The 21,734-nt window shown below is 64.0% G+C and carries 21 protein-coding genes and 1 pseudogene; 10 read left to right on the top strand and 12 right to left on the bottom strand.

Translation table 11 applies throughout. The annotated features are described in order from the left end of the window. Positions 1–204: 204 nt before the first annotated feature. From msrA to FQ705_RS14065, 3 genes are all read right to left on the bottom strand, one after another. Positions 205–939 carry a peptide-methionine (S)-S-oxide reductase MsrA gene (gene msrA, locus FQ705_RS14075; protein WP_144141881.1) on the bottom strand — a complete coding sequence of 245 codons (735 nt, stop codon included), beginning with the start codon at positions 937–939 and terminating at the stop codon, positions 205–207. A 19-nt stretch (positions 940–958) separates the two neighbouring features. Next, positions 959–1,471 carry a peptide-methionine (R)-S-oxide reductase MsrB gene (msrB, locus tag FQ705_RS14070; protein WP_144141878.1) on the bottom strand — a complete coding sequence of 171 codons (513 nt, stop codon included), beginning with the start codon at positions 1,469–1,471 and terminating at the stop codon, positions 959–961. Between the two features lie 152 nt (positions 1,472–1,623). Continuing rightward, positions 1,624–2,154, bottom strand: a complete 531-nt coding sequence (locus FQ705_RS14065) for an Lrp/AsnC family transcriptional regulator (RefSeq protein WP_144141875.1) — start codon at positions 2,152–2,154, stop codon at positions 1,624–1,626. A 170-nt stretch (positions 2,155–2,324) separates the two neighbouring features. Between FQ705_RS14065 and FQ705_RS14060 the strand changes: the two genes are divergently transcribed. Then, entirely contained in the window at positions 2,325–3,341 is a 1,017-nt protein-coding gene (locus FQ705_RS14060) for a 1-aminocyclopropane-1-carboxylate deaminase (protein ID WP_144141872.1), read from the top strand. 71 nt (positions 3,342–3,412) lie between these two features. Here the strand turns inward: FQ705_RS14060 and FQ705_RS14055 are convergent, their stop codons facing one another. After that, entirely contained in the window at positions 3,413–4,303 is an 891-nt protein-coding gene (locus tag FQ705_RS14055) for a LysR family transcriptional regulator (protein ID WP_144141869.1), read from the bottom strand. A gap of 131 nt (positions 4,304–4,434) precedes the next feature. Here FQ705_RS14055 and FQ705_RS14050 point away from each other — a divergent pair, with 131 nt between their 5' ends. Further along, a complete protein-coding gene (locus FQ705_RS14050; RefSeq protein WP_144141867.1) occupies positions 4,435–5,160 on the top strand; it encodes a pirin family protein in 726 nt (241 codons plus the stop codon). An 87-nt stretch (positions 5,161–5,247) separates the two neighbouring features. Then, positions 5,248–5,661: a DoxX family protein gene (locus FQ705_RS14045; RefSeq protein ID WP_144141864.1), complete on the top strand. Its 414-nt coding sequence runs from the start codon at positions 5,248–5,250 to the stop codon at positions 5,659–5,661. A 165-nt stretch (positions 5,662–5,826) separates the two neighbouring features. Here FQ705_RS14045 and ahpF read toward each other — a convergent pair whose 3' ends face one another. From ahpF to prpR, 3 genes are all read right to left on the bottom strand, one after another. Continuing rightward, complete coding sequence (ahpF, locus tag FQ705_RS14040) at positions 5,827–7,419, bottom strand: alkyl hydroperoxide reductase subunit F (protein ID WP_144141861.1); 1,593 nt, start codon at positions 7,417–7,419, stop codon at positions 5,827–5,829. A 157-nt stretch (positions 7,420–7,576) separates the two neighbouring features. Next, complete coding sequence (gene ahpC / locus FQ705_RS14035; RefSeq protein WP_144141858.1) at positions 7,577–8,140, bottom strand: alkyl hydroperoxide reductase subunit C; 564 nt, start codon at positions 8,138–8,140, stop codon at positions 7,577–7,579. Positions 8,141–8,293: 153 nt separating this feature from the next. Further along, positions 8,294–10,258: a propionate catabolism operon regulatory protein PrpR gene (gene prpR / locus FQ705_RS14030; protein WP_144141855.1), complete on the bottom strand. Its 1,965-nt coding sequence runs from the start codon at positions 10,256–10,258 to the stop codon at positions 8,294–8,296. A gap of 203 nt (positions 10,259–10,461) precedes the next feature. On the opposite strand from prpR, the gene FQ705_RS14025 reads away from it, so the two are divergent. The 4 genes and pseudogenes from FQ705_RS14025 (at position 10,462) to FQ705_RS14010 (ending at position 14,211) form a co-directional block, all read left to right on the top strand. Then, entirely contained in the window at positions 10,462–11,343 is an 882-nt protein-coding gene (locus tag FQ705_RS14025) for an oxaloacetate decarboxylase (RefSeq protein ID WP_144141852.1), read from the top strand. 314 nt (positions 11,344–11,657) lie between these two features. Next, the gene (locus FQ705_RS14020) at positions 11,658–13,097 is read left to right on the top strand and encodes an MFS transporter (protein WP_144141850.1); all 1,440 of its coding nucleotides are present in this window, start codon (positions 11,658–11,660) and stop codon (positions 13,095–13,097) included. 89 nt (positions 13,098–13,186) lie between these two features. Continuing rightward, positions 13,187–13,333: pseudogene (locus FQ705_RS34530) on the top strand (GNAT family N-acetyltransferase); the annotation flags it as partial. A 176-nt stretch (positions 13,334–13,509) separates the two neighbouring features. Next, a complete protein-coding gene (locus FQ705_RS14010; RefSeq protein WP_144141847.1) occupies positions 13,510–14,211 on the top strand; it encodes a cation diffusion facilitator family transporter in 702 nt (233 codons plus the stop codon). Here FQ705_RS14010 and FQ705_RS14005 read toward each other — a convergent pair. Next, positions 14,174–15,061: a 2OG-Fe(II) oxygenase gene (locus FQ705_RS14005; protein ID WP_144141845.1), complete on the bottom strand. Its 888-nt coding sequence runs from the start codon at positions 15,059–15,061 to the stop codon at positions 14,174–14,176. The genes FQ705_RS14010 and FQ705_RS14005 overlap by 38 nt on opposite strands. Before the next feature lie 49 nt (positions 15,062–15,110). Next, a complete protein-coding gene (locus FQ705_RS14000) occupies positions 15,111–16,718 on the bottom strand; it encodes an MFS transporter (RefSeq protein WP_260854482.1) in 1,608 nt (535 codons plus the stop codon). A gap of 75 nt (positions 16,719–16,793) precedes the next feature. On the opposite strand from FQ705_RS14000, the gene FQ705_RS13995 reads away from it, so the two are divergent. From FQ705_RS13995 to FQ705_RS13985, 3 genes are all read left to right on the top strand, one after another. After that, entirely contained in the window at positions 16,794–17,669 is an 876-nt protein-coding gene (locus tag FQ705_RS13995; protein ID WP_144142412.1) for a LysR family transcriptional regulator, read from the top strand. Between the two features lie 188 nt (positions 17,670–17,857). Beyond that, the gene (locus FQ705_RS13990; protein WP_260854481.1) at positions 17,858–18,463 is read left to right on the top strand and encodes a hypothetical protein; all 606 of its coding nucleotides are present in this window, start codon (positions 17,858–17,860) and stop codon (positions 18,461–18,463) included. Between the two features lie 146 nt (positions 18,464–18,609). Further along, on the top strand, positions 18,610–19,929 hold the full coding sequence (locus FQ705_RS13985; RefSeq protein ID WP_144141842.1) for a DUF2325 domain-containing protein: 1,320 nt from the start codon (positions 18,610–18,612) through the stop codon (positions 19,927–19,929). A 69-nt stretch (positions 19,930–19,998) separates the two neighbouring features. On the opposite strand, the gene FQ705_RS13980 is transcribed toward FQ705_RS13985, so the two are convergent. The 3 genes from FQ705_RS13980 to FQ705_RS13970 all read right to left on the bottom strand — a co-directional run bounded on the left by FQ705_RS13980 (position 19,999) and on the right by FQ705_RS13970 (position 21,683). After that, complete coding sequence (locus FQ705_RS13980) at positions 19,999–20,322, bottom strand: LysR family transcriptional regulator (protein ID WP_144141838.1); 324 nt, start codon at positions 20,320–20,322, stop codon at positions 19,999–20,001. 155 nt (positions 20,323–20,477) lie between these two features. After that, the gene (locus tag FQ705_RS13975) at positions 20,478–21,020 is read right to left on the bottom strand and encodes a nitrogen fixation protein NifQ (RefSeq protein WP_144142411.1); all 543 of its coding nucleotides are present in this window, start codon (positions 21,018–21,020) and stop codon (positions 20,478–20,480) included. A gap of 174 nt (positions 21,021–21,194) precedes the next feature. Then, positions 21,195–21,683, bottom strand: a complete 489-nt coding sequence (locus FQ705_RS13970; protein ID WP_144141835.1) for a molybdopterin-dependent oxidoreductase — start codon at positions 21,681–21,683, stop codon at positions 21,195–21,197. Between the last annotated feature and the right edge of the window lie 51 nt (positions 21,684–21,734).

Genomic DNA, 21,734 nt, shown 5'->3' with positions numbered 1-21,734 from the left:
GGTCAACAGGCGATGGGTACGATCAGCGCCGTGCGAAAGATTTGCCGACGGACGCACCTACGCAAAATGCGGGCCCGGTCATAGAAGCCTGGAGATGGAGAGTGGCCAGCGGAGGGAGCGCCGGCGCCGCGTAACGCGGCGCCGGGCAGAAAGGGCAGAAAGGCCAGAAAGGACCAGAGAGGTCGCAGCGATCGCGTTATTGGGTTATTGCGCGGCTTCGACCAGCACCGCTTTGTCGCGATACAGATTCGGGAACAAACGCTTCAGGTTCTCCACCTTCGGCATATCGTTCAGCGCGATGTACGCGGAGTTGGGATGCAGCGTGAGGTAGTTCTGGTGGTAGAACTCGGCGGGATAAAAGCCTTTGAAGGGCTCGGTGCGCGTCACGATCGGCGCGGGGAAGGCATGCGCTTTCTGGAGTTGCGCGATGTAGCTTTGCGCGACGAGCCGCTGTGTATCGTTCTGCGGAAATACCGCCGACCGGTATTGCGTGCCGCTGTCGGGTCCCTGCCGGTTCAGTTGGGTCGGGTCCTGGATCACGGAGAAGTACACCTGCAGCAATTGGCCGTACGTGACCTTGCTGGGGTCGAACGTGACCTTCACCGATTCCGCGTGACCGGTGTCGCCGCCGCTGACCGTCTCGTAGTGCGCGGTGTCTTGCTGGCCGCCGGAATAGCCCGAGACCGCGCGGGTGACGCCGCGCACATGCTGGAACACACCCTGCACGCCCCAGAAACAGCCGCCCGCGAACACGGCGGTTTCCTCGTGCGCGGTGGCGGCCGAGACGGGTTCGTCGAGCGCGGGCGGCGCAATCACGACCGCCGCCTCCGCCGAGAACGCCATGTGCTGCGCGAGCACCAGCGCAGCCGCGCCGATTCCCAGCGAGACGGCAAGCGCCGCGCGACGCGACGTGCTGTCCTTACGATTCGCGAGATTCATGATGTCTCTCCTGATGCGCTCAACTGACGCCGCCCGCTGCGGGCGTAAAGGTCATGGCAAAGCCGTTCATGCAGTAACGCAGACCGGTCGGCTTGGGGCCGTCGTCGAAGACGTGGCCGAGGTGGCCGCCGCAACGGCGGCACAGCACTTCGTCGCGGGTCATGTCGAGTGACGTGTCGGTGCGCGTGAGCACGGCGTGATCGAGCGGTTGCCAGAAACTCGGCCAGCCGGTGCCACTGTCGAACTTGGTTTTCGACGAAAAGAGCGCCTGCTTGCAACCGGCACAGGCGAACGTGCCGGCGCGATGCTCGTCGTTCAGCGGACTGCTGAACGGACGCTCCGTGCCCGCTTCGCGCAGCACCAGATATTGCGACCGCGTGAGCCGCTTGCGCCACTCGGCGTCGCTGTAGTTCACCTCGTAGGCGGTTGGCGCGCCGCTGTCGGCGGCCTGCGCCGTGCGCCAGAGCGCCGTGCCGCCAAACAGCGACGCCGCGCCGAATAAGCTGAAGAATGTCCGTCTGCTGCAAGTCATGACGATCGTCCCGGAAAATTCGCCTCATTCACCTGCCCGGTTCGGCGCTGGTGGCGCCGAGCGCGGGCAGTCCCAGATATGAAGTCGCGCGAGAGCCGCATTCATGACAGCATGCGCGTCTTTTTGTGTGGCTGCCGGACCTGCAACAGCGTTCAAAGTGGAAACTGGGTGGTCGAGAGAATCTCCTTGAGCACCATGAACGAGCGGATTTGCCTCACACCCGGCAGATACAGCAGTTGCTCCGCATGCAGACGGTTGAAGCTATCGCTGTCGCGTGTACGGATGGTCATGAAGTAGTCGAACTCGCCGGTCACGACGTGGCACTCCATGCAGCCGGCCACTTTCTGCGCCGCCTTCTCGAACTCCGCGAACGACTCCGGCGTCGAGCGATCCAGCACCACGCCGATGATCACCAGCATGCCCGCCCCCGCCGCTTTCGGATCGATCAGCGCGACCACCCCGCGGATCAGCCCCGACTCCTTGAGACGCTCGACGCGCCGCAAACAGGCCGGCGCGCTCAGCTTGACCCTCGCAGCGAGCGCGACGTTCGAAATCGACGCGTCGCTTTGCAACTGCCGCAGGATCGCACGATCGATGCGGTCCAGCGACTGAAGCGGCTCGGCCGCAAGGACAGGAGCGGACGGGCGCGCCCGGACGGTGCGACGAACTTTTATTGCGCTCATTAGTACCCTTGCAATTTTTTATTACTTCGAATTAGGATTTCTATTTTTAAAAGTACGCGTTGGGCAATTTATTCGCAAGCTCATTTCAGCCGGTTTTCCCTAACATGGCTTCAACGCGAACCGCTTTTTCTCGCGCCGAACGAATTCCTACCGACCCCCACGGAGCTGCCATGAACCTGCACCGATTCCCCCGCTACCCGCTGACTTTCGGCCCGACGCCGATTCAACCGCTCAAGCGTTTGAGCGATCACCTCGGCGGTAAGGTGCATCTGTATGCGAAGCGCGAGGACTGCAATAGCGGTTTTGCTTTTGGCGGCAACAAAACCCGCAAGCTCGAATATCTGATTCCCGAAGCGCTGGCGCAGGGATGCGACACGCTGGTCTCGATCGGCGGAATTCAGTCGAATCAGACGCGCCAGGTGGCCGCCGTCGCGGCGCATCTCGGCATGAAGTGCGTGCTGGTACAGGAGAACTGGGTCAACTATTCGGACGCGGTGTACGACCGGGTCGGCAATATTCAGATGTCGCGCATTCTGGGCGCCGACGTGCGGCTAGTGGCCGACGGTTTCGACATCGGCTTTCGTAAAAGCTGGGAAGAGGCGCTGGAAAGCGTGCGGGCCTCCGGCGGCAAACCGTATGCGATTCCAGCGGGTTGTTCGGATCATCCGCTGGGCGGGCTGGGGTTTGTCGGCTTTGCGGAAGAGGTGCGCCAGCAGGAAGCCGAACTGGGCTTCAAGTTCGACTACGTGGTGGTCTGTTCCGTGACGGGCAGCACGCAGGCCGGCATGGTGGTGGGCTTCGCCGCCGACGGCCGGGCCGAACGCGTAATCGGCATCGATGCTTCCGCGAAGCCCGCGCAAACGCGCGAGCAGATTATCCGCATTGCGAAGCAGACCGCGGAACAGGTCGACCTCGGGCGTGACATCACCGGTCGCGACGTGGTGCTGGACGAGCGCTTCGGCGGCCCGGAATATGGGTTGCCGAACGACGGCACGCTGGAGGCGATCCGCTTGTGTGCTCGCCTAGAAGGCGTGCTGACCGATCCGGTTTACGAGGGTAAGTCGATGCACGGCATGATCGAAATGGTGCGCAACGGCGAATTTCCGGCGGGGTCGCGCGTGCTGTATGCGCATCTCGGCGGTGTGCCTGCATTGAACGGCTATAGCTTTATTTTCCGCAACGGCTAGGCAGAACGAAAGACAAGCGGCGGAACGGCCAGTGGCCGGCTCGTTCGAGCTAGCCACTGCGCGGCCTGGCTTCACACCGGCAGGCGCTTGCTCAAGTGATCCCGCAAGAATGCGACGAAGGCACGGATAGTAAGCGAGCTTTGCCGATGCTGCGGATATACCGCGTAGACGCTCGTCGCGCCCGGCATGAAGGCTTCGAGAACGGGCACGAGTTGCCCGCTCCTCAGTGCATCGGCGACGATAAAATCAGGAAGCCGAACAATCCCCAAGCCGGCCACTGCGGCGTCGCGAATCAGGTCGCCGTTGTTGGCGCGCAGCGGCCCATGGACCTCGACGCCCTTCACCACCCCGTCGACCATGAACTCCCAGCTCACCGCGCCACCGTGACCGTACAGCAGGCAATCGTGCCGTTCCAGATCGCGCGGCGTGGCGGGCGTGCCGCGCCGCCGCAGATAGCCGGGGCTACAGCACGCCACCAGCCGGATATCGACGAGCTTCTGCGCGATCAGCGTGGAGTCCGGCAGCGCGCCGATACGGATCGCCATGTCGAAGCCCTCGCCCACCACGTCGACGGTGCGGTCGCTCAACTCCATATCGAAGCGCACGTCGCTGTGTTCGCGCAGGAATATCGCCACCAGCGGCGACAGATGCATCATCCCAAACGACATCGGCGCACTCACGCGCAATAGCCCTCGCGGTCCGGCGCGGCGCAGCGACATGGCCTGCTCCGCGTCTTCCACTTCGCCGAGGATGCGGCGCGCCCGCTCGTAGAACTCCTGCCCGAGCTCGGTCACGGCCAGCTTGCGCGTGTTGCGGATCAGCAATTGCACGCCCAGCGTCTCTTCCAGCGCCATCACCCGCCGGCTCACGAACTGTTTGGACAGCGACAGCCGGTTCGCCGCGGCCGTGAAGTTATGCGCGTCGACCGTGGCGACGAAGATCCGCATGTCATCGAGTTGCATTTCTATTGTCCACCTCTATGTGACAGTGTTTCCTATATCGGCTCGATTATAGCCTCCTGGATTGACCTACACTCTCATTCATGGATCGCGGACAAACATTTGACCGGATCGCACAACCCAAGGAGAACAAGATGCTTGAAATCAGACACGCCAATCAACGTGGCCGCGCAGAGCACGGCTGGCTTAGCTCGCGTCACACGTTTTCGTTCGCCAACTATCACGATCCGAAGCAGAACGGCTTTTCGGACCTGCTGGTGATCAACGACGACCGTGTCGCGCCGGCGCAAGGTTTCGGCAAGCACCCGCACCGCGACATGGAAATCTTTTCGTACGTGCTGGAAGGCGCGCTCGAACACAAGGACACGATGGGCACGGGCTCGGTGATCGTCCCCGGCGACATCCAGTTGATGAGCGCGGGAACGGGCGTCGCGCACAGCGAGTACAACCACTCGAAGACCGAGCCGGTGCACTTCATGCAGATCTGGATCGCGCCGGCTGAAAAGGGTACGGCGCCGCGTTACCAGCAACGCCACTTCAGCGCTGAGGACAAGCGCGGCACCTTGCGCCTCGTGATGTCGCCGGACGGCGCCGACGGTTCGCTGGTCGTGCAACAGGACGCTCGCATCTATGCCGGCCTGCTCGACGGCGCGGAAACGGCCCGGGTCGATCTCGCCGCCGATCGTTATGCGTACATCCAGGTGGCGCGCGGCAGCGTGACGGTGAATGGCGTCGAACTAGGCGAAGGCGACGGTGCGCGAGTGCGTGGCGAAGAGGTGCTGACCTTCACGCAAGGTCATGATGCCGAGGTGCTGGTGTTCGATCTGCGGAACATTGAAACGTCGGCCTTGTGGGCCTGAGCAGTCTGAACCTTCTGATGATGTAAGCGTGGCCTGCCGCATCGGACGCGGCAAGCCACGCCTTTCCACCCTACTGAGAAAAAAATCATGCGTTACACCTTATTCGACAACCAGAAGGACGCGGTCATTCTCGTCGCCCGCATTCTGTTGATGGTGCTGTTCGTGATGTTCGGCTGGTCGAAACTGACCGGTTTTGCCGGCACCGTCGCTTATATGGCCTCGACCGGCGCGCCTGTGCCGGGCTTGTCGGCCGCGATCGCGGTGGTGATGGAGTTGGGCGTGGGTATTGCGTTGCTGGTGGGCTTTTTCACGCGGCCGCTGGCGTTGCTGCTCGCGCTGTACACGCTCGGCACCGCGATCATCGGGCATCACTACTGGAACATGACCGGTGCGGTGCAGTACGACAACATGATCCACTTCTACAAGAACATCAGCATCATCGGCGGATTGCTGTTGCTGTGCGTGACGGGCGCGGGGAAATATTCGCTCGATCGTCGCTAACCCGCGAACTGCGCGAGTACCCGTGCGCGAATCGCCGGCCGAATGGCTGTTTGCGGCCGAGCCCGTAGTGCCAGTACCAATCTCACCTCCCTCAATAAGACTTTCTAAAAAAAAGCGGCGGCCCAAAGGCCGCCGCGCGCTACTCACCCAACCACCACCACGCCATCAGACCGCGACTTCCGCCTCGGCCTCACTCACCACTTCAACTTCTTCGCTATGGCGGATCAGGTGATCGAATGCGGACAGCGAAGCCTTCGCGCCCTCGCCCACCGCGATCACGATCTGCTTGAACGGAACGGTGGTCACGTCGCCGGCGGCGAACACGCCCGGCACCGAGGTCGCGCCGCGTGCGTCCACCACGATCTCGCCGTGCTTCGACAATTCCACCGTGCCCTTGAGCCACTCGGTGTTCGGCACAAGACCGATCTGCACGAACACGCCTTCGAGTTCGACCGTCTTCGTTTCGCCCGAACGCAGATCCTTGTACACCAGACCGTTGACCTTCTTGCCGTCGCCGGTGATTTCCGTGGTCTGGGCCTGCGTCACGATCGTCACGTTGGCGAGGCTGCGCAATTTGCGCTGCAGCACTTCGTCAGCACGCAAGGTCGCGCCGAATTCGAACAGCGTCACTTCACGGACGATCCCTGCGAGGTCGATTGCCGCTTCGACGCCCGAGTTGCCGCCGCCGATCACCGCGACACGCTTGCCCTTGAACAGCGGGCCATCGCAGTGCGGGCAATACGCCACGCCGTGATTGCGGTATTCGCGCTCGCCTGGCACGTTGATTTCGCGCCAGCGCGCGCCGGTTGCCAGAATGATCGTCCTGGCCTTCAGCACCGCGCCATTCGCGAGACGCACTTCGTTGATGCGGCCCGGGATCAGCGCTTCGGCACGCTGCACGTCCATGATGTCGACTTCATACGTCTTCACGTGCTGCTCGAGCGCCGTGGCGAATTTCGGTCCTTCGGTTTCCGTCACGGAAACGAAGTTTTCGATCGCCAGCGTATCGAGCACCTGGCCGCCGAAGCGTTCCGCGACGACACCCGTCGCAATGCCCTTACGCGCCGAGTAAATCGCCGCCGCCGCGCCTGCCGGGCCGCCGCCGACGATCAACGTGTCGAACACCGGCTTCTTTTCCAGTTCCTTTGCAGCACGCGCACCAGCGTTGGTGTCGAGCTTGGCGAGGATTTCCTTCACACCGCTGCGGCCCTGGCCGAACACTTCACCGTTCATGAACATCGTCGGTACCGCCATGATCTGGCGCGCTTCGACTTCGTTCTGGAACAGTGCGCCGTCGATCGCCACGTGGCGGATGCGCGGGTTGATCAACGCCATCACGTTCAGTGCCTGGACGACTTCCGGGCAGTTCTGGCATGACAGCGAAAAATACGTTTCGAATTGATAGTCGCCGTCGAGATTGCGGATCTGTTCGATCACCGCGTCGTCGAGTTTGACCGGATGGCCGCCGACCTGCAGTAGCGCAAGGACGAGCGACGTGAATTCATGACCCATCGGAATACCGGCGAAACGGATGCCCGTTGGCTTGCCCGGCTCGCCGATCGAGAACGACGGCTTGCGCTCGGCGTCGCCGCGACGCTCGATCACGTTCACGCGTTCCGACAACGTCCCGATATCGTTCAGCAATGCCAGCAGCTCTTGCGATTTCGCGCTGTCGTCGAGCGATGCGACGATCTCGATAGGCCTGCTAACCTTTTCGAGGTACGTTTTCAACTGAGTCTTGAGATTGGCGTCAAGCATGGCGATTCGATTCCGTGACGAGGGTGTTGGGTTCCCGGCGCCGCCCATCTTCGGATAGAAGCGTGCGGCCCGGGCACGTGCGGATCGCTGTAGAAAGCGCTCCGCACGGCGATGCGCCCGAAGGCGCCAACTACGACTGGTGCTAAAGCCTGAGACCTTAGATCTTGCCGATCAGGTCGAGCGACGGCGTCAGCGTTTCTGCGCCCGGCGTCCACTTTGCGGGGCACACTTCACCCGGGTGAGCCGCGATGTATTGCGCCGCTTGCACCTTGCGCAGCAACTCGCCTGCGTCACGGCCGATGCCGTTGTCGTGCACTTCGCACAGCTTGATCTCGCCTTCCGGGTTGATCACGAACGTGCCGCGCAGTGCCAGACCTTCTTCTTCGATCAGCACGTCGAAGTTACGCGAGATGGTCAGCGTCGGGTCGGCAATCATCGGGTACTTGATCTTCTGGATCGTGTCCGACGTGTCGTGCCATGCCTTGTGCGTGAAGTGCGTATCGGTCGACACGCTGTAGATTTCAACGCCGAGCTTCTTGAATTCGTCGTAACGATCGGCCAGGTCACCCAGTTCGGTCGGGCAAACAAACGTGAAGTCAGCCGGATAGAAAACGAACACCGACCACTTGCCCTTCAGGCTTTCTTCAGTGACGGTCACGAAATCGCCGTTGTGATAAGCCTGTGCTTTGAACGGTTTGACTTGACTATTGATGATCGGCATTTGCTGATTCCTCTTTCGGAGTGGTTGGAAAGTGGAGTCAGTATGTCAGACGACGCTTAATAGGTAAAGCGGATTGTTTTAATGATTGTGATAGCCTGACACTATTTATTGCGGCGGTGAAGGCTATCGGGCGTGATTGGCTTTGGGAGTTTGTCAGGTCTTCATCAGCCGCCACAGCGTGGTGCGGCCTATTCCCAACGCCCGGCTTGCGGCAGCGCGGTTGCCGCCGGCCCGTTCCAAAGCGCGCAGGACATTCTCGCGGGTTGGCGTGACGCGGGCCGCCGAGTCTGCGTCTGCTCCGTTCGGCGCACCCGTCGACGATCTCAGCGCCGCCGTCGTCCGGTTCATTCGCCCGAACTCGGGGAACACGGCCTGCCAATCCTGACCGGCCTCATCCGGGTCGCCGAGATAAATCGCGGCGCGCGCCAGCAGATTCTCCAGTTCCCGCACGTTGCCAGGCCAGCCATAGCCGTCGAACAAAGGTGCCAGGAACACGAGCACGCGTTCGAGGTTGGCCGCAGACAACCCATATTGGGACGCGCTGCGCATCAACAAGTGCCGCGCCAGCTGCTCGAGATCGCCGCGCCGTTCCCGCAGCGGCGGCAATTCTATCTGAAGCAGATTCAGACGAAAATACAGATCCGCGCGAAATGCGCCCTGCTCGACGAGCGCGTCCAGATCGCGGTGGGTGGCCGCGATCACTCGTACGTCGACGGGCGTCGCGCGCCCCGAGCCGAGTTTCATCACCTCGCGCTCCTGCAGCACCCGTAGCAAGCGGCTTTGCAAGGCCGCCGGCATCTCGCCGATTTCATCGAGAAAGATGGTGCCCGTGTGCGCGATTTCGAAAAGACCCGGCTTGCCGCCGCGACGTGCTCCAGTAAATGCACCTTCTTCATGGCCGAACAGCTCGCTCTCGATCAGCCCCTCCGGCAACGCCGCGCAATTGAACGCGACGAACGGATTGCCACGCCGGCGACTCGCGTTATGAATGCCCTGCGCCACCAGTTCCTTGCCGGTGCCGCTTTCGCCGGTCAGCAGCACGGTGGCGTCGTGGGCCGCACCCGCGCGCGCAAGTCGCCGCACGCGTTCAAGCGGCGCCGACCCGCCGACGAGGTCGTCCAGTTGATGCCGCGCCACCAGATGCCTCGGCCGCTGACTGGTGCGCAGCGACCGGTCGATCCGCTGCGCGACCAGCGCGTCCTGCACCGTCACCACGGAGCCGGAGCGGGCGCCCTGCTCCATGATCGGCACGCAGTTGACGATCAGAGCGCGTCCGCCGATCTGCTCGATGCGCTCCTCGATCGGCTGATCGTGTTGAAGCGTTTCGCGCAGTAGCGGGCCGACCGCGCGGGCGACTTGCGCGGGCACGTCGTCGTCGCGCTGGAGACCGAGCAGATCCAGCATCGCCGGATTGACGGCTTCGACCCGGCCGGCATCGTCGAACGCGGCGACGCCGTCGCGCAGATGCGCGACGATCGTGTTCAGGCGCACGCGCTTCGATTCCTTCTGACGACTTACCTGCGCCAGTTCCACCGAGCGCTCGAAGGCTTCCTCGACCGCGCCGAGCGAGTAGAGGAACACGCTTTCGAGCCCGGCTTGCTGCGCGACATCGCAAGCCATACCGGGCCCGATGATGACGCTGCATCCTTCGGCGGCAAGGTTACCGACAGCGAGACGCACTTCGTCGATCGAGCGGTAGGCACGCTGCTTCAGCCCGACTTTCAGCAAGGCGTTCAAGTCGGCGAGTTCGTGCGAGATGGTTTCGTGCAGCACGAGGCCGATCTGCGCGCCGGGCCAGGTCGCGGTGGCACGCGTGATCGCGCTCAGCACGTCGAAGCCGTTCACCTTGACCATCACGACCGGCACGTTCAGGTGCTCGCGCAGATAGGCACCGTTCGAACCGGCGGCGAGCACGACGTCGACCGAGCCGGCGTCCACATAAGTCTGCAATGCAGCGACGGCCGCGCCATAACCCTCGCGCACCGGGAAAAAGTTGGCGCGCTGTGCATAGCGGGGCGCGACAGCCTCGCAAAGCGATTGCAAGCGGCTGATACTCACCAGTGCCACGCCAGGACGCTCGGAAGCAGCCTGCGCAATGGATGACGTCAAAGAGGACATCAGTAAGTTCCGTGTGAACATGAAACGTTCCACGAAACGTTTCATGGAACACAAAGACTCATTGTGCCACGAAGCCTCGTGTCCCTGCCGCCCTCCTAACATACTGATTTCTCGGCAAAAACCGTTTCAGCCAGTCAAATGGCATGGTTCCTGCAAAAATGCCGTCGTACCCGAACCGTCACAATCCTTCTGGAGACACTGTCATGACCACTTCCGTCACTCGCCGCGCCGCCTTTCGCGCCAAGGTCAACGAACGCCAGGGCCTGCTCGTGCCGGGCGCCTTCAACGCGATGAGCGCCCGCGTGATCGAAGACGCCGGTTTCGAGGCGATCTACATTACCGGCGCGGGCGTCACCAATATGTCGCTCGGCCTGCCGGACCTCGGCTTCATCGGCCTCGCCGAAGTCGCGGAACACACCGCGCGGATTCGCGACGCGGTCGCGCTGCCGCTGATCGTCGATGCGGACACCGGCTTCGGCAACGCGCTGAACGTGCGCCAGACCGTGCGCGTGCTGGAGCGCAGCGGCGCCGACGTGATCCAGTTCGAAGACCAGATCATGCCGAAGAAATGCGGCCACTTTTCCGGCAAGGAAGTGGTCAGCGCGAGCGAGATGGTGGGCAAGATCCGCGCGGCCGTCGATGCCCGTGAAGACGGCAATCTGCAGATCATGGCGCGCACCGACGCGGCTGCGGTCCACGGCATCGAAGACGCGATCGAGCGCGGCCATCGTTTCATCGAGGCCGGCGCCGACATCCTCTTTATCGAAGCCACCGAATCGCTCGCCGATATCGAGCGTCTGCCGGGCCTGTTCGACAAGCCGCAACTGATCAACATCGTGATCGGCGGCAAGACACCGGTGCAATCGCGCGAGGCGCTCGGCAAGCTCGGCTACGGCATCGTGTTGTACGCGAACGCGGCGCTGCAAGGCGCGGTGCTCGGCATGCAGCGTGCGCTCGGCACGTTGAAGAGCAACGGCCGTCTCGACGAGGACGCCACACTGGTTGCGCCATTCAGCGAGCGCCAGCGTCTGGTCAACAAGCCGCTGTACGACAAACTCGACCGCGAGTACGCCGCGAAGGACTGAGCTGCACGCCGACCCGGCGTGCATCCGCACGCTCGCGGTCGGCCTGCGTTATGCACCGACCACTGCGATTCCCGGCGGTACAGCCGGGTGTGTTGCGTTACGATTCAGGGCTAGCGGCCATGAGCCCTATTTCTACTGGTACGTCACCGTATGGGCCATGCTTGCCTTGCCCGTCTACATACGGATGCCGGAAACCCGCTCTCGAAAGGTAGTCGCAAGACCATGACGTCAACACAGAATCGCGCTGTCCGCGTGCGCGCCAATCCAGTCGCGCACGCCCTCTCCTTGAGCTTCCAGCCGGCGGAGAGCACGCGATGACCGCTGGCGAAGAACGCAACACGCACATCGGCTGGCTGCCGTACATCGTCGCGGCGACCTTTTTCATGGAGTATCTCGACACCACGGTGATCGCCACCGCGCTGCCGCAAATGGCGCATTCGTTCGGCGTCGGCCCCAACAGTCTCAGTCTCGGCATGACCGCATACATGCTGGCGCTGGCGATCTTCATTCCCGCGAGTGGCTGGGTCGCCGACCGCTGCGGCTCGCGCACCGTGTTCTTCAGCGCGATCGGCGTCTTCACGGTGGCGTCGGTATTGTGCGGACTGTCGCAGAACGTCGGCGAATTCACCGCCGCGCGCGTGCTGCAAGGCATGGGCGGCGCGATGATGGTCCCGGTGGGCCGCCTGATCGTCGTGCGCAGCACGGAGAAGAGCCGCATGATGCAGGCCATTTCCACCATCACGTGGCCGGCGATCGCGGCGCCGGTGGTCGGGCCGCCGGTAGGCGGGTTCATCACGACCTACGCGTCGTGGCGCTGGATTTTCCTGCTGAACGTGCCGTTCGGTCTGGCCGCAATGGCCATCGCGCTCGCCCTGGTGCCTAACCTGCGCGGCAAGGAGCGCAAGCCGCTCGACGTGGTCGGCCTGCTGTTGGGCGGCACGACACTCACCGCCGTGCTGTACGGTGCGGAACTGGCGAGTCAGCCCGGCGAAAATCCGTGGATCGCCGCGGCATGCGTCGCCGGTGGCCTGCTGATGGGCGTGGTGGCTTTCCAGCATGCGAAGCGCCATCCGCATCCGTTGATCGACGTGTCGACGCTGAAAATCCCTACGTTTTCCGTGACCGTGGTGACCGGTTCGTTCACGCGAATCGGCATCGGCGCGGTGCCCTATCTGATGCCGCTACTGTTTCAGGTGGGCTTCGGCTTGTCGGCGTTCAAATCGGGTTTGCTGCTGCTCGCCAGTGCACTCGGCAATCTCGGCATGAAGGCGCTGACCACGCGCATTTTGCAGCGCTACGGTTTTCGCATGGTGTCGATCATCGACGTGGCGGTGGCCGGCGTGTTCATCGTCGCGTGCGGCTTGCTCACGCCGAACGTGCCGCTCGTGCTGATCCTGTTCGTGGTGTTCGTCTACGGCGTGGCACGCTCCATGCAATTTTCGACGCTGGCCACGCTCGCTTATGCCGATGTCGCGCAGCCGCAGATGAGCGCGGCCAGCACGCTATGGAGCGCGGCAGCACAGATGACGATCGGCCTCGGGATCGCCTTCGGTGCGGTGTCGCTACGTGCGGCAGCGTTCTTCAATGGCGAGACAACCGGCCGCATTTTCACGCTCGACGATTTCCGCCTCGCCTTCCTGTTTGCGGGCGTGCTGACGCTTGTGTCGGTGATCGGGTACCTGGGTCTGGCGCGCGATGCCGGGCAAAGCATCGGCGGTGGCTCGCGCGGCAGCGAGGACCCGGCCAAGGGTTGAGCGCAGGCGCTGCGGGCGAACCGGTAGTTCTCGTCGACGTTCCGGCCACATTGAAGGAGACACGCAGTGCAGATCAGCGAACTCACCCCAAGTACATCGTGGCCAGCCCTGAATTGCAGGGCCTGCGCAGAATCGTCCTCGTGACGAGCGACGCGCATCACGTCTATCAGCCGCATGGGTTCACGGCGCTCGCCGCCCCGGAACGCTATATGGAACTGCATAACCCGAACGTCTACACGACGCCCTGGCGCGACGCGCGCGGAGCTCGCGCAGACAGCGACAGTTGCGCGTCGCTGTCATCGCCGTGCCACGTTCGCCGGGTACTTTGCTGCCACAACAGCAACGGTCCCCAAGCCCATGTCCCAGCCTCCCGTGCGAGACTGCCGCAGCCCCGCACGCATCGGCGGCAGCCTTGTTTAAGGCCGCCTCCACGAGCGCGCTGCTCAACGCATTCCTTTCGGTGCTGCAGATCACGCTCGGCGTGATCGCCCATTCGGACGGCCTGTTCGCCGACGGCGTCCACACCTTGAGCGACCTGGCCGCCGACAGCGTCGTGCTGATCGTGCTGTATCTCAGCTGCCGGCAGAACCGGCAAGCGCGAGCCGCCCACGACGATGGCAACGGCGCTGAGCAGACGCTCGCGTCGCTCTTCATCGCCGCCGTGCTGATCGTGACCGCGGCGGAAATGCTTTGGAACAGCGTCGCGCAGAGCTCGACGCCGAACGGCGGCACCGCAATGTATCTGTGCGCGCTCGCCATCAGCGGCTTCGTGACGATCGCGAAGGAAAGCCTGTTTCGCTACTTGCGTGCGGAAGGCCGCCGTACCCGTTCGGCGATGCTGCTGGCCAGCGCCACTCATGCGCGTCTGGATGCAGTATCGGCGCTGGTCGCCACATTGGGCCTGGCGGGGAGTCTCGCCGGCGTGCCGATTCTGGATCACGTAGCCGGCGCGGCGATCGGCCTGATGATCCTGCGCATGGGTTACACGACCGGCCGCGAGGCGTTGAAACAGTGGCTCGGTAGCCCACTGGGCGAGCCGGGCGTCGTCCGCGAGGCTGCCGGGCAGGCTCGCGTCGTCAGCCGTAGGCGCGCTCGCGCATCCACTTCGTCATGATCCATTTGTCGCCGCCGAGCACCGGCGCGCCGCCGTGCAAGGTCAATGGATCGAGTTGGCGTTCGCCGTTCATATAGCGGAAATACACCGCCCCGCCCTGTCTCGCCGCGACCGACATTCCCGCTTCCGGGAAAATCGTTTCGCCGCCGTCCGGCACGTCGTTGAGATAGATGATGAGCGTCGCCACGCGCTGACCGCCCTGCGCGGTATGCACGGCGCTGCCGGGTTGGTCGGGCGGAAAGTAGTCGAAGTGCGGCCGGTATTCGCCGGTCGTACCGTAATGCAGAATCTGCAGGCCCTCGCCGTTTTCGACCGGCCAGTTCATCAGACTCGATATGCGCCGGTCGATCTTCTCGATGAAAGTATCCTCGCCGCGCTGATACCAGATGCCTTCGCTGGTGCGGTTACGGATTACATCTTCCTTTCCGGTGGCGGGATTGACCGTGGTGGATCGTTTCAGCCGATGCCGCGAGCGTTCGATCATCTCGTTGCATTCTTCGGGTGAGAGTACGTCTGCGAACACGATCACCTGCGGACGCTCGCAACGCATCAGCACTCGCACGTCGCGATCGTGCGCCCGGATCACATTGCCGCGCGCGACGGGCGGCTCGTCGTATCGAAAGCTTTGCGGCGCGGCTTTTGCCAGGGCCGCTTCGGTCGCGGCGGCTGCGGTTGTCGCAGCAAACGCCGAATCGGCCGGATTCAGGCCGAAGGTCTTGTGCACCGCCGCGCGCGCGGCATCGGCGGCAAAGCCGGCCTGCACCATCGCGTCGATCATGGAGTCGGGACTGCAACCGCGTGCCACGTTACTGCTCAACCATTCTTCCCATGCGGCATCTACTGCTGGCATAGCATTCCTCATTCGTCCGCGTGCGGAAATACTGCATCATCCGGTGGGATCATGGCAAGCGCGGCGCCATGAACGTGACGCCGCTCCGGCTGCCGAGGAAGCCCACGCTCGCGGCGATCACCGCGGCTGCGATGCCCGCCAGCCCCAACGCGGCAGCAAAGCCACTGGCAAAGCTCGCATGCGCCGCCGACAACAACGCCTCACGCAGCGCCAGAGGCAAATGTGCCGTGGCCTGCGCCGTGTCGCCGGCCAGCACGTGCGAGATGAAACCGGCATCGAGCGCCGCTTTCATATCAGGTGAAAGCGGCACGGCGCCGACAAACGCCGCGTGCGTTCTGGCCGCGAGCACGGCGCCCAGTACCCCGACCGAGGTGACGATGGCCGTAAAGCGCGTCGTCGTGCTGATTCCGGATGCCATGCCGGTCCGCTCCGGCGGCACGCACGCCATGATGGCCTTCTGCGTATCGCCGTTCAGAATCCCGGCGCCCAGCCCCGTCACGACCATGCCGAACGCGACGAACGCATAGCGTTCGCTGCCGGCCACCCACGCCGTCAACAGATTGCCGAGCGCGATCAAGGACAGTCCCGCCGACAGCAAGGTCATGGCAGGAAGACGTCTTCCGAGCGCCGCGCCGATGTACGGCCCGACCACCATCGCCAGCGCGAACGGCAGCATGCCGACACCCGCCAGCACCGCCGACAGACCGAACGCGTTCTGCAAATACAGCGGCAGAAAGGTCATCATCACCTGCGCGCACGCGGCGTAGCCGAACATCGCGAGCACGGCGGCGACAAAGCGCGGCTGCCGGAACAGGGCGAGATCGACCATCGCATGCGCGCGCACCCGCTGCACCTGAATGAACGCGCCGAACAACAGCACGGCGGCTGCCAGCCGTGCAATGGTGGCGAGGTTCGCGAAGCCGTGCGCCGGCAAACCGATCAAAGCCCAGATACTGAGCGCAAGCCCGAGCCCGAATAGCAGGCTGCCCGCGATATCGAGCGGACCGGGTTGCGGATTGCGCGACTCGCGGATCGCACGCGAGGCGCACCACGCGAGCACCGCGCACACGGGCAGATTGAGCAGAAAAATCCAGCGCCAGCCGAGCCACTGCGTGATGACGCCGCCGACCAGTGGCGCAACCGTCGTCGCCAGCCCCATGCAGGTGCCCCATACGGCCCACGCGCGCACCCGCGCCGGACCTTCGTGGAAGGTGTTGGCGATCACGGCGAGCGCGGCGGTGAGCAGCATCGCCGCCCCCACGCCCTTGACCGCGCGCGCGATGTTCAGCGCCAGCGCCGACGGCGCAAGGCCGCAACCGAGCGACGCCAGAAAGAACACGGCGAGCCCGATCAGCAGCATCTTCCTGCGGCCGAAGCGGTCGGCGAGCCCGCCTGCCGGCAGCAGACAGGAGGCGAAGGCAACCATATACGCGCTGACCACCCATTCGACGTCGGCAAAACTGGCGTGAAACGAGCGCGCGATCGACGGCAGCGAAACCGCCACGACGTTGGTATCGAGCACGATCAGCGCGCAGGTCGCCGAGGCGGTCGCCAGTACGAAGCCTGGACGGAGGGGCCGCGCATCGGCGACGGACGCAGGCGGCGTGCTGGAAAGGGATGGCATGGGATAGGCGGCAGCGTAGCGAAAGTCAGCCATGGTAGCCCTGCGCCTCTTTCCCGTCATTGCCATAGAATCACAAAATAATTAGCCCCGATGGAAATACTCGACACCATGCGGCAGCTCGAACTTCGTCATATTCATGCCTTTGTCTGCGTCGCCAGACAATTGCATTTCTCGCGCGCCGCCGACGAACTCGGCATCGCCGCGCCGTCGCTGACCAAGCTAATTCAGGAGGCCGAACGCTTACTGGGCGTGCGGCTCTTTCATCGCACCAAGCGGTCGGTTGCGCTGAGCGCCGCGGGCATCGCCTACCTCGCCGAGGCACAGGCCGCGCTCGACCACCTCGCCCGTGGCGAAGAACGCGCGGTGCTGGCCGAGCGCGGCGAGCTGGGCCGGATCGAAGTCGGCTACGTGGCGTCGGCGGCGTATGCCGGAGTCCTGCAGCGTGCGGTGGGCGGCTTTCGCGCGACGCATCCGGGCGTCGAAGTGGCGATTCGCGAAGTGCCGATGGACGGTATCGTCGCCATGCTGCGCGACGGCCTGCTCGACGCGGCCTATCTTCGCCCGCCCACGCCGCTCGCCGACGACATTCTGGCCACCACGGTTTATCGCGACCGGTTCGTGCTGGCGCTGCCGACGGATTGTCCGCTCGCGGGGTCGGCGAATCTCAAGCCCGCGCAATTGCGCGATCAGTGTTTCGTGCTTCCCGAACAGGAGGCCGGCACCTTCGAAGTGGCGCGGCGCGGCCGTTTCTCGCCGCGGCTCGGCGCACGTCCCGGCACGTTGGCCGCCGTGCTCGCCTGCGTCTCGCTGGGCGGCAACGTCGCCGTGGTGCCGCATACGCTGGCCGACTGCATCGCCTTGCCGGGCGTGGTGTACCGGGATATCGCGGGGCCGCCGATCGCCTCGGAAATCGCCATCGCCTCTCGCAAGTACGAACGGGCGCCAGCCGTGAAGGCTTTTCTCGACTTCGCGCGGCTCGACTAGCCAGCCCGCGAGGGCCGATCCATCCGCCGAAAGCCGCGCCACCAAAGCTTCTGACAATGCGTCGCGCTACACCCTGACTGCGTTTCGTTATATCCTACGGAATATCACGGTGGGTTGATGGGCGCGTGGCGATCTGCTTTTCGCGTGCTCCATGAGCCAGCCAAACAAGCCCGCAGGAGCCCTCAGCAGTGCGCAGCCGATCCCATTTGTCCGCTCCGGCGGAACGCCTCGAACGCTTTCCGGATGCGCTGTCGTCGACGCTCGTCGCGGTGAAGTCGCCCTCCGAGCGAGGCCGCGCCGAGTCGATCCGCGATGTCGTCGATGCTTATCGGCGCCTTTATGGCAGCGTGCAGCGCTTCGTCCTGATGCTCACCGGCGATCAACTGAATTTCGCCTCGGTCGGCACATCGGGCTCGCATTCGCTCAACCAGTTGCTGTCGATCCTCTCCGATCAGGCGAGTGCGACGGGCTTCGTGCGCCTGAGCGACCTGAAAACGGCGATCGAGTCGGCGCGCTCGGCCGAACAGTTGCGCGACGCGATTTTCTCGGACGCGTTCAGCACCGACATCGCCGCGTTGCGCCGGGTCGTCACCGAACTCGAACGACTCGACGCGGCTTTCGTGGGCCTGTGCGTCGGTCATGTGCTCGAACAGCACGCGCGCGCCGCGGCCGCCGGCGTAAGAGGCGGCCCGGCGACACGCGCGATCGCGCGGCATGGGGCCGACACGTCCCAGGCGGGCACGGTGCCGCGCAAGCCACCTGCGCAAGCCGCCCTCGTCCACTCAAACGACTGACCCGCGGTTGCAGCCTATGCAGCGTTTTTTTTCGCTACCGCTATATCTTTACGAATATATCGCGAGCCGCGTGCCCGCGAAGAAGAGGCGGTGCGTGTTCCGCGCGCGCCTTCAGTCCGCCCGCTAACGAACCGGATCGACATCTCATGCACACGCCCCCGTTTCGTCTCGCCCAGCCTTCGCGCATCAATCTGTCCGGCGACGCCTGCTGCGCGCCCGCCAGGGTCTCGCCGCCGAGTACCAGCCGACGCGCCCGCCTCACCGAACTCGACGGCCATCTGCACTGTTCGATTATCGGGACCTGCCTGAGCACGCACGAGTTGCGCAAGCTCGTGCCTAAATTCACGGGCTTCGACGGCCGCGACGCGGGCGATCTCGAGATTCATCACGCCGCGGTCGAACTGGCGATCGAAGGCGGCGCCGGGGCCAAAGCGCTCAACAAGTTGCTCGACGAGCATTACGCGACGGCAATCCGCCGCTTCAGCAAGGCCGCCGACGACGTCGAACTGCTCAAGCTATGGGACGAAGCGCTAAAAAGCGGCGAGATCCCGCCGGCTTACTGGGCCGTGATGACTCACCCGTACGCAACCATGCCGGTGCGCCAGAAAGCGTTCGGCGAATTGCACATGCTGTCGCATCTGGTCGGCGCCGCCAATCGAGCGGACATTCGCCGGCTGGTAGCGCTGGAGGAAGAAAACGCCGCGTTGAGAGCGAAGGTCGAGCGGCAACAAAGTCGTCTGCAGGAAATCAGCCTGCAGCGCGACCAGACGGTTGCCGCGCTGAACGAACAGATCGCCCAACTCATCGCGCAGGCCTCGCGTCATCCCACGATCGCGGCAGACGATACCGAAGCCGAAACACAGCGACTGCGCGACCGCCTGGCCGAAGCCGATCGACGCGTGGCCCTGCACACGAGCCGGCGCGAAGCCGCGGAACAGCGCGCGCTCCTGCAGCAGGACGCCGCATTGGCGTTGCACAGGAGTCGCGAACAGACGCTGACGCTGCTGAAACTCGTGCAAAGCGAATGCGATGCGCTCGAACGCGCAACGTTGCATGAAGCCGACGCCGCGAACGCAAACGGAACGCGCCGGGCGAGCCTCGGCGGCGTGCAGGATAAACGGATCGTGTATGTGGGCGGACGGCCTGGTTCGAATGCCGCGCTCAGGCGGCTGGTCGCGGCGGCGGGCGGCGAATTGCTGGTGCACGACGGCGGCGTGGAAGATCGCAAGGGTTTGCTGGCGGCGACGCTGCCGGGCGCGGATCTGGTGGTGTTTCCGGTCGACTGTGTCGACCATGATTCGATGAACACGCTCAAGCGAGTCTGCGAGCGGCATCAGATCGACTACCACCCGGTGCGCACGGCCAGCGTGGCGAGTTTCGTCGAATTGATGAGCCGCCTGCAGGCCGAGGCGGCGGTTCAGGGCGGCCATCCGCCGGCTTCGGCGTTTTGCCTGCGGCATGGCTAAACACCGTCCGGCCGATGCCTCTGGCCGCCAGTTCCAAACAAGGCATCTCGCGGTGCGCCGGGCCTCGCTTTACCAGCGCATCAAACGGGTCAACTCGGCGATTTGCTTCGCGCAACTCCGCGCGGCTTCCTCTTCGACGTTGCGATACAGACGAACGATGGTTTCGCCCACGGGCGTCAGCGTGCAGCCGCCGCCGCTTTGACCGCCCTGTTCCGATTGCGTGGCGGGCGACTTGAGCGAGCGGTTCAGTTCGTCGATCAGCAACCAGGCGCGCCGATACGACATGTCGAGACTGCGTGCCGCCGCGGAGATCGAGCCGTGTTCGCGGACCGCCTCCAGCAGATCCACTTTGCCCGGTCCGAGCGCCACCGCGTCACCATTGCGGATGCGCATTCGGAAGCGCACTTCGGGGCGCGTCTTCGTGGATTTCGTCGCAGATTTTGGTTTGGTTTTTGCAGTGTCGGCCATGCGCGAAAGCATACACGAAGCGTCTCGCGCTGCCACCCTGGCCGAATGGCCGGCTGCACGTCAGCGAGTGCACCGATGCGTCAGCGTGGAAAGCAGTGAGCGTAATCTTCGCAGCCTGGGCAACCCGGCGCGGGACCGGGCTGCAAGCCCAGCGACAACGCCAGTTGCTGGGCGAGGAATTTCTTCCATCGCAAGTTGCTGGTGTTCAGCGCGACCAGCGTCGGGAAGTAGCGCGTCAGCATCCACGTGACTTCATCGCGGCCGGCAAGGCCGAGGTCGCGCCACAGATGATCCGGGCGCAAACATGCCTGCGCGATGATCGTGGCGAGGCAGTCGGCGTCGTCCTTCGGAAGCGCGGGATTCGCATGGGCGAGCAACAGGGCGTGGAGTGCACGGACGAACGCTGCGTGGCTGTCTGCGTGGCTGTCTGCGCGAAGAGTCGGCGGCAAGGCAGAGCGCGGGTGCGCCTGCGCAAAATGCCGCGCGAGCAGCGCGCCCCATGCCGGTTGCGCCAGTCCAAGCAAGCCGAGCTCCTGCCGCGAGTCGCGTTCGGCGATGAGTTTGACAAACAGCCGGGTATCGGGCGACGCCGCGTGGGTGGCGGCGTCGAGCCAATGGCGCATGCAGTCGGCGGCCTGAGGATCGAGCGGCAACGCGAGCGCCGCCACGGTCGTGGGTGCGGCAAGCTCGCGAGCAGATGAAAGCGGATCGTCAGACATGGCAGCCATACCGTTCAGAGCGGCGAAGAACAGGTCGTCGGGACCGTCGATCATGTTACGCCCGCCCGCCGCACCCACCTAAGCCATCGCCCCGAGCACATGCGCCTCGATCCGGGCGAGGCGCTTGACATGACGCGGCGCGGGCAAAATATCCGCGCCGGAAAACAGAATCGGCGCGCCATCTTCCGCATCGAGCGCGCGGCCGCCGCACTCATAAGCAACCAGCACGCTTTCGCCGATCGGCGTATTGAAGAGTTCGTGCCAGGAAAACGTCACGATATAGCCATCGCGGCCGACCGCGACGAACACCGTGCGTTTGAATTCGCCCGGCACGCTGTCGGGCAGACCCGCTTCCGTAATCAACGTGGTCAGAAGCACGCCGCGATACGGCTCCACGCTACGGATAAAACGGTTGGTCGTATAGCAGCGCAGATCGAATGGCGTCGCCAACACACTGTCGTATTGCCTGAGTTGCTCGACGCCGAACGTCACCGAACGCTGGAACCGTCCGGCGAGGACGAGCGCACCGTCGACCCTGGGCGACGCAATCGCATTCACACTATCCATACACGCTTATCTCCAGCATTGATCGGCGAGCGCCTTGTTCACCCGCTATAT

This window comes from Paraburkholderia sp. BCC1884 (assembly GCF_900996225.1).
GTDB lineage: Bacteria > Pseudomonadota > Gammaproteobacteria > Burkholderiales > Burkholderiaceae > Paraburkholderia.
Note: the sequence above shows the minus strand (reverse complement) of the source record. Positions and strands in the feature narration are given on the sequence as shown.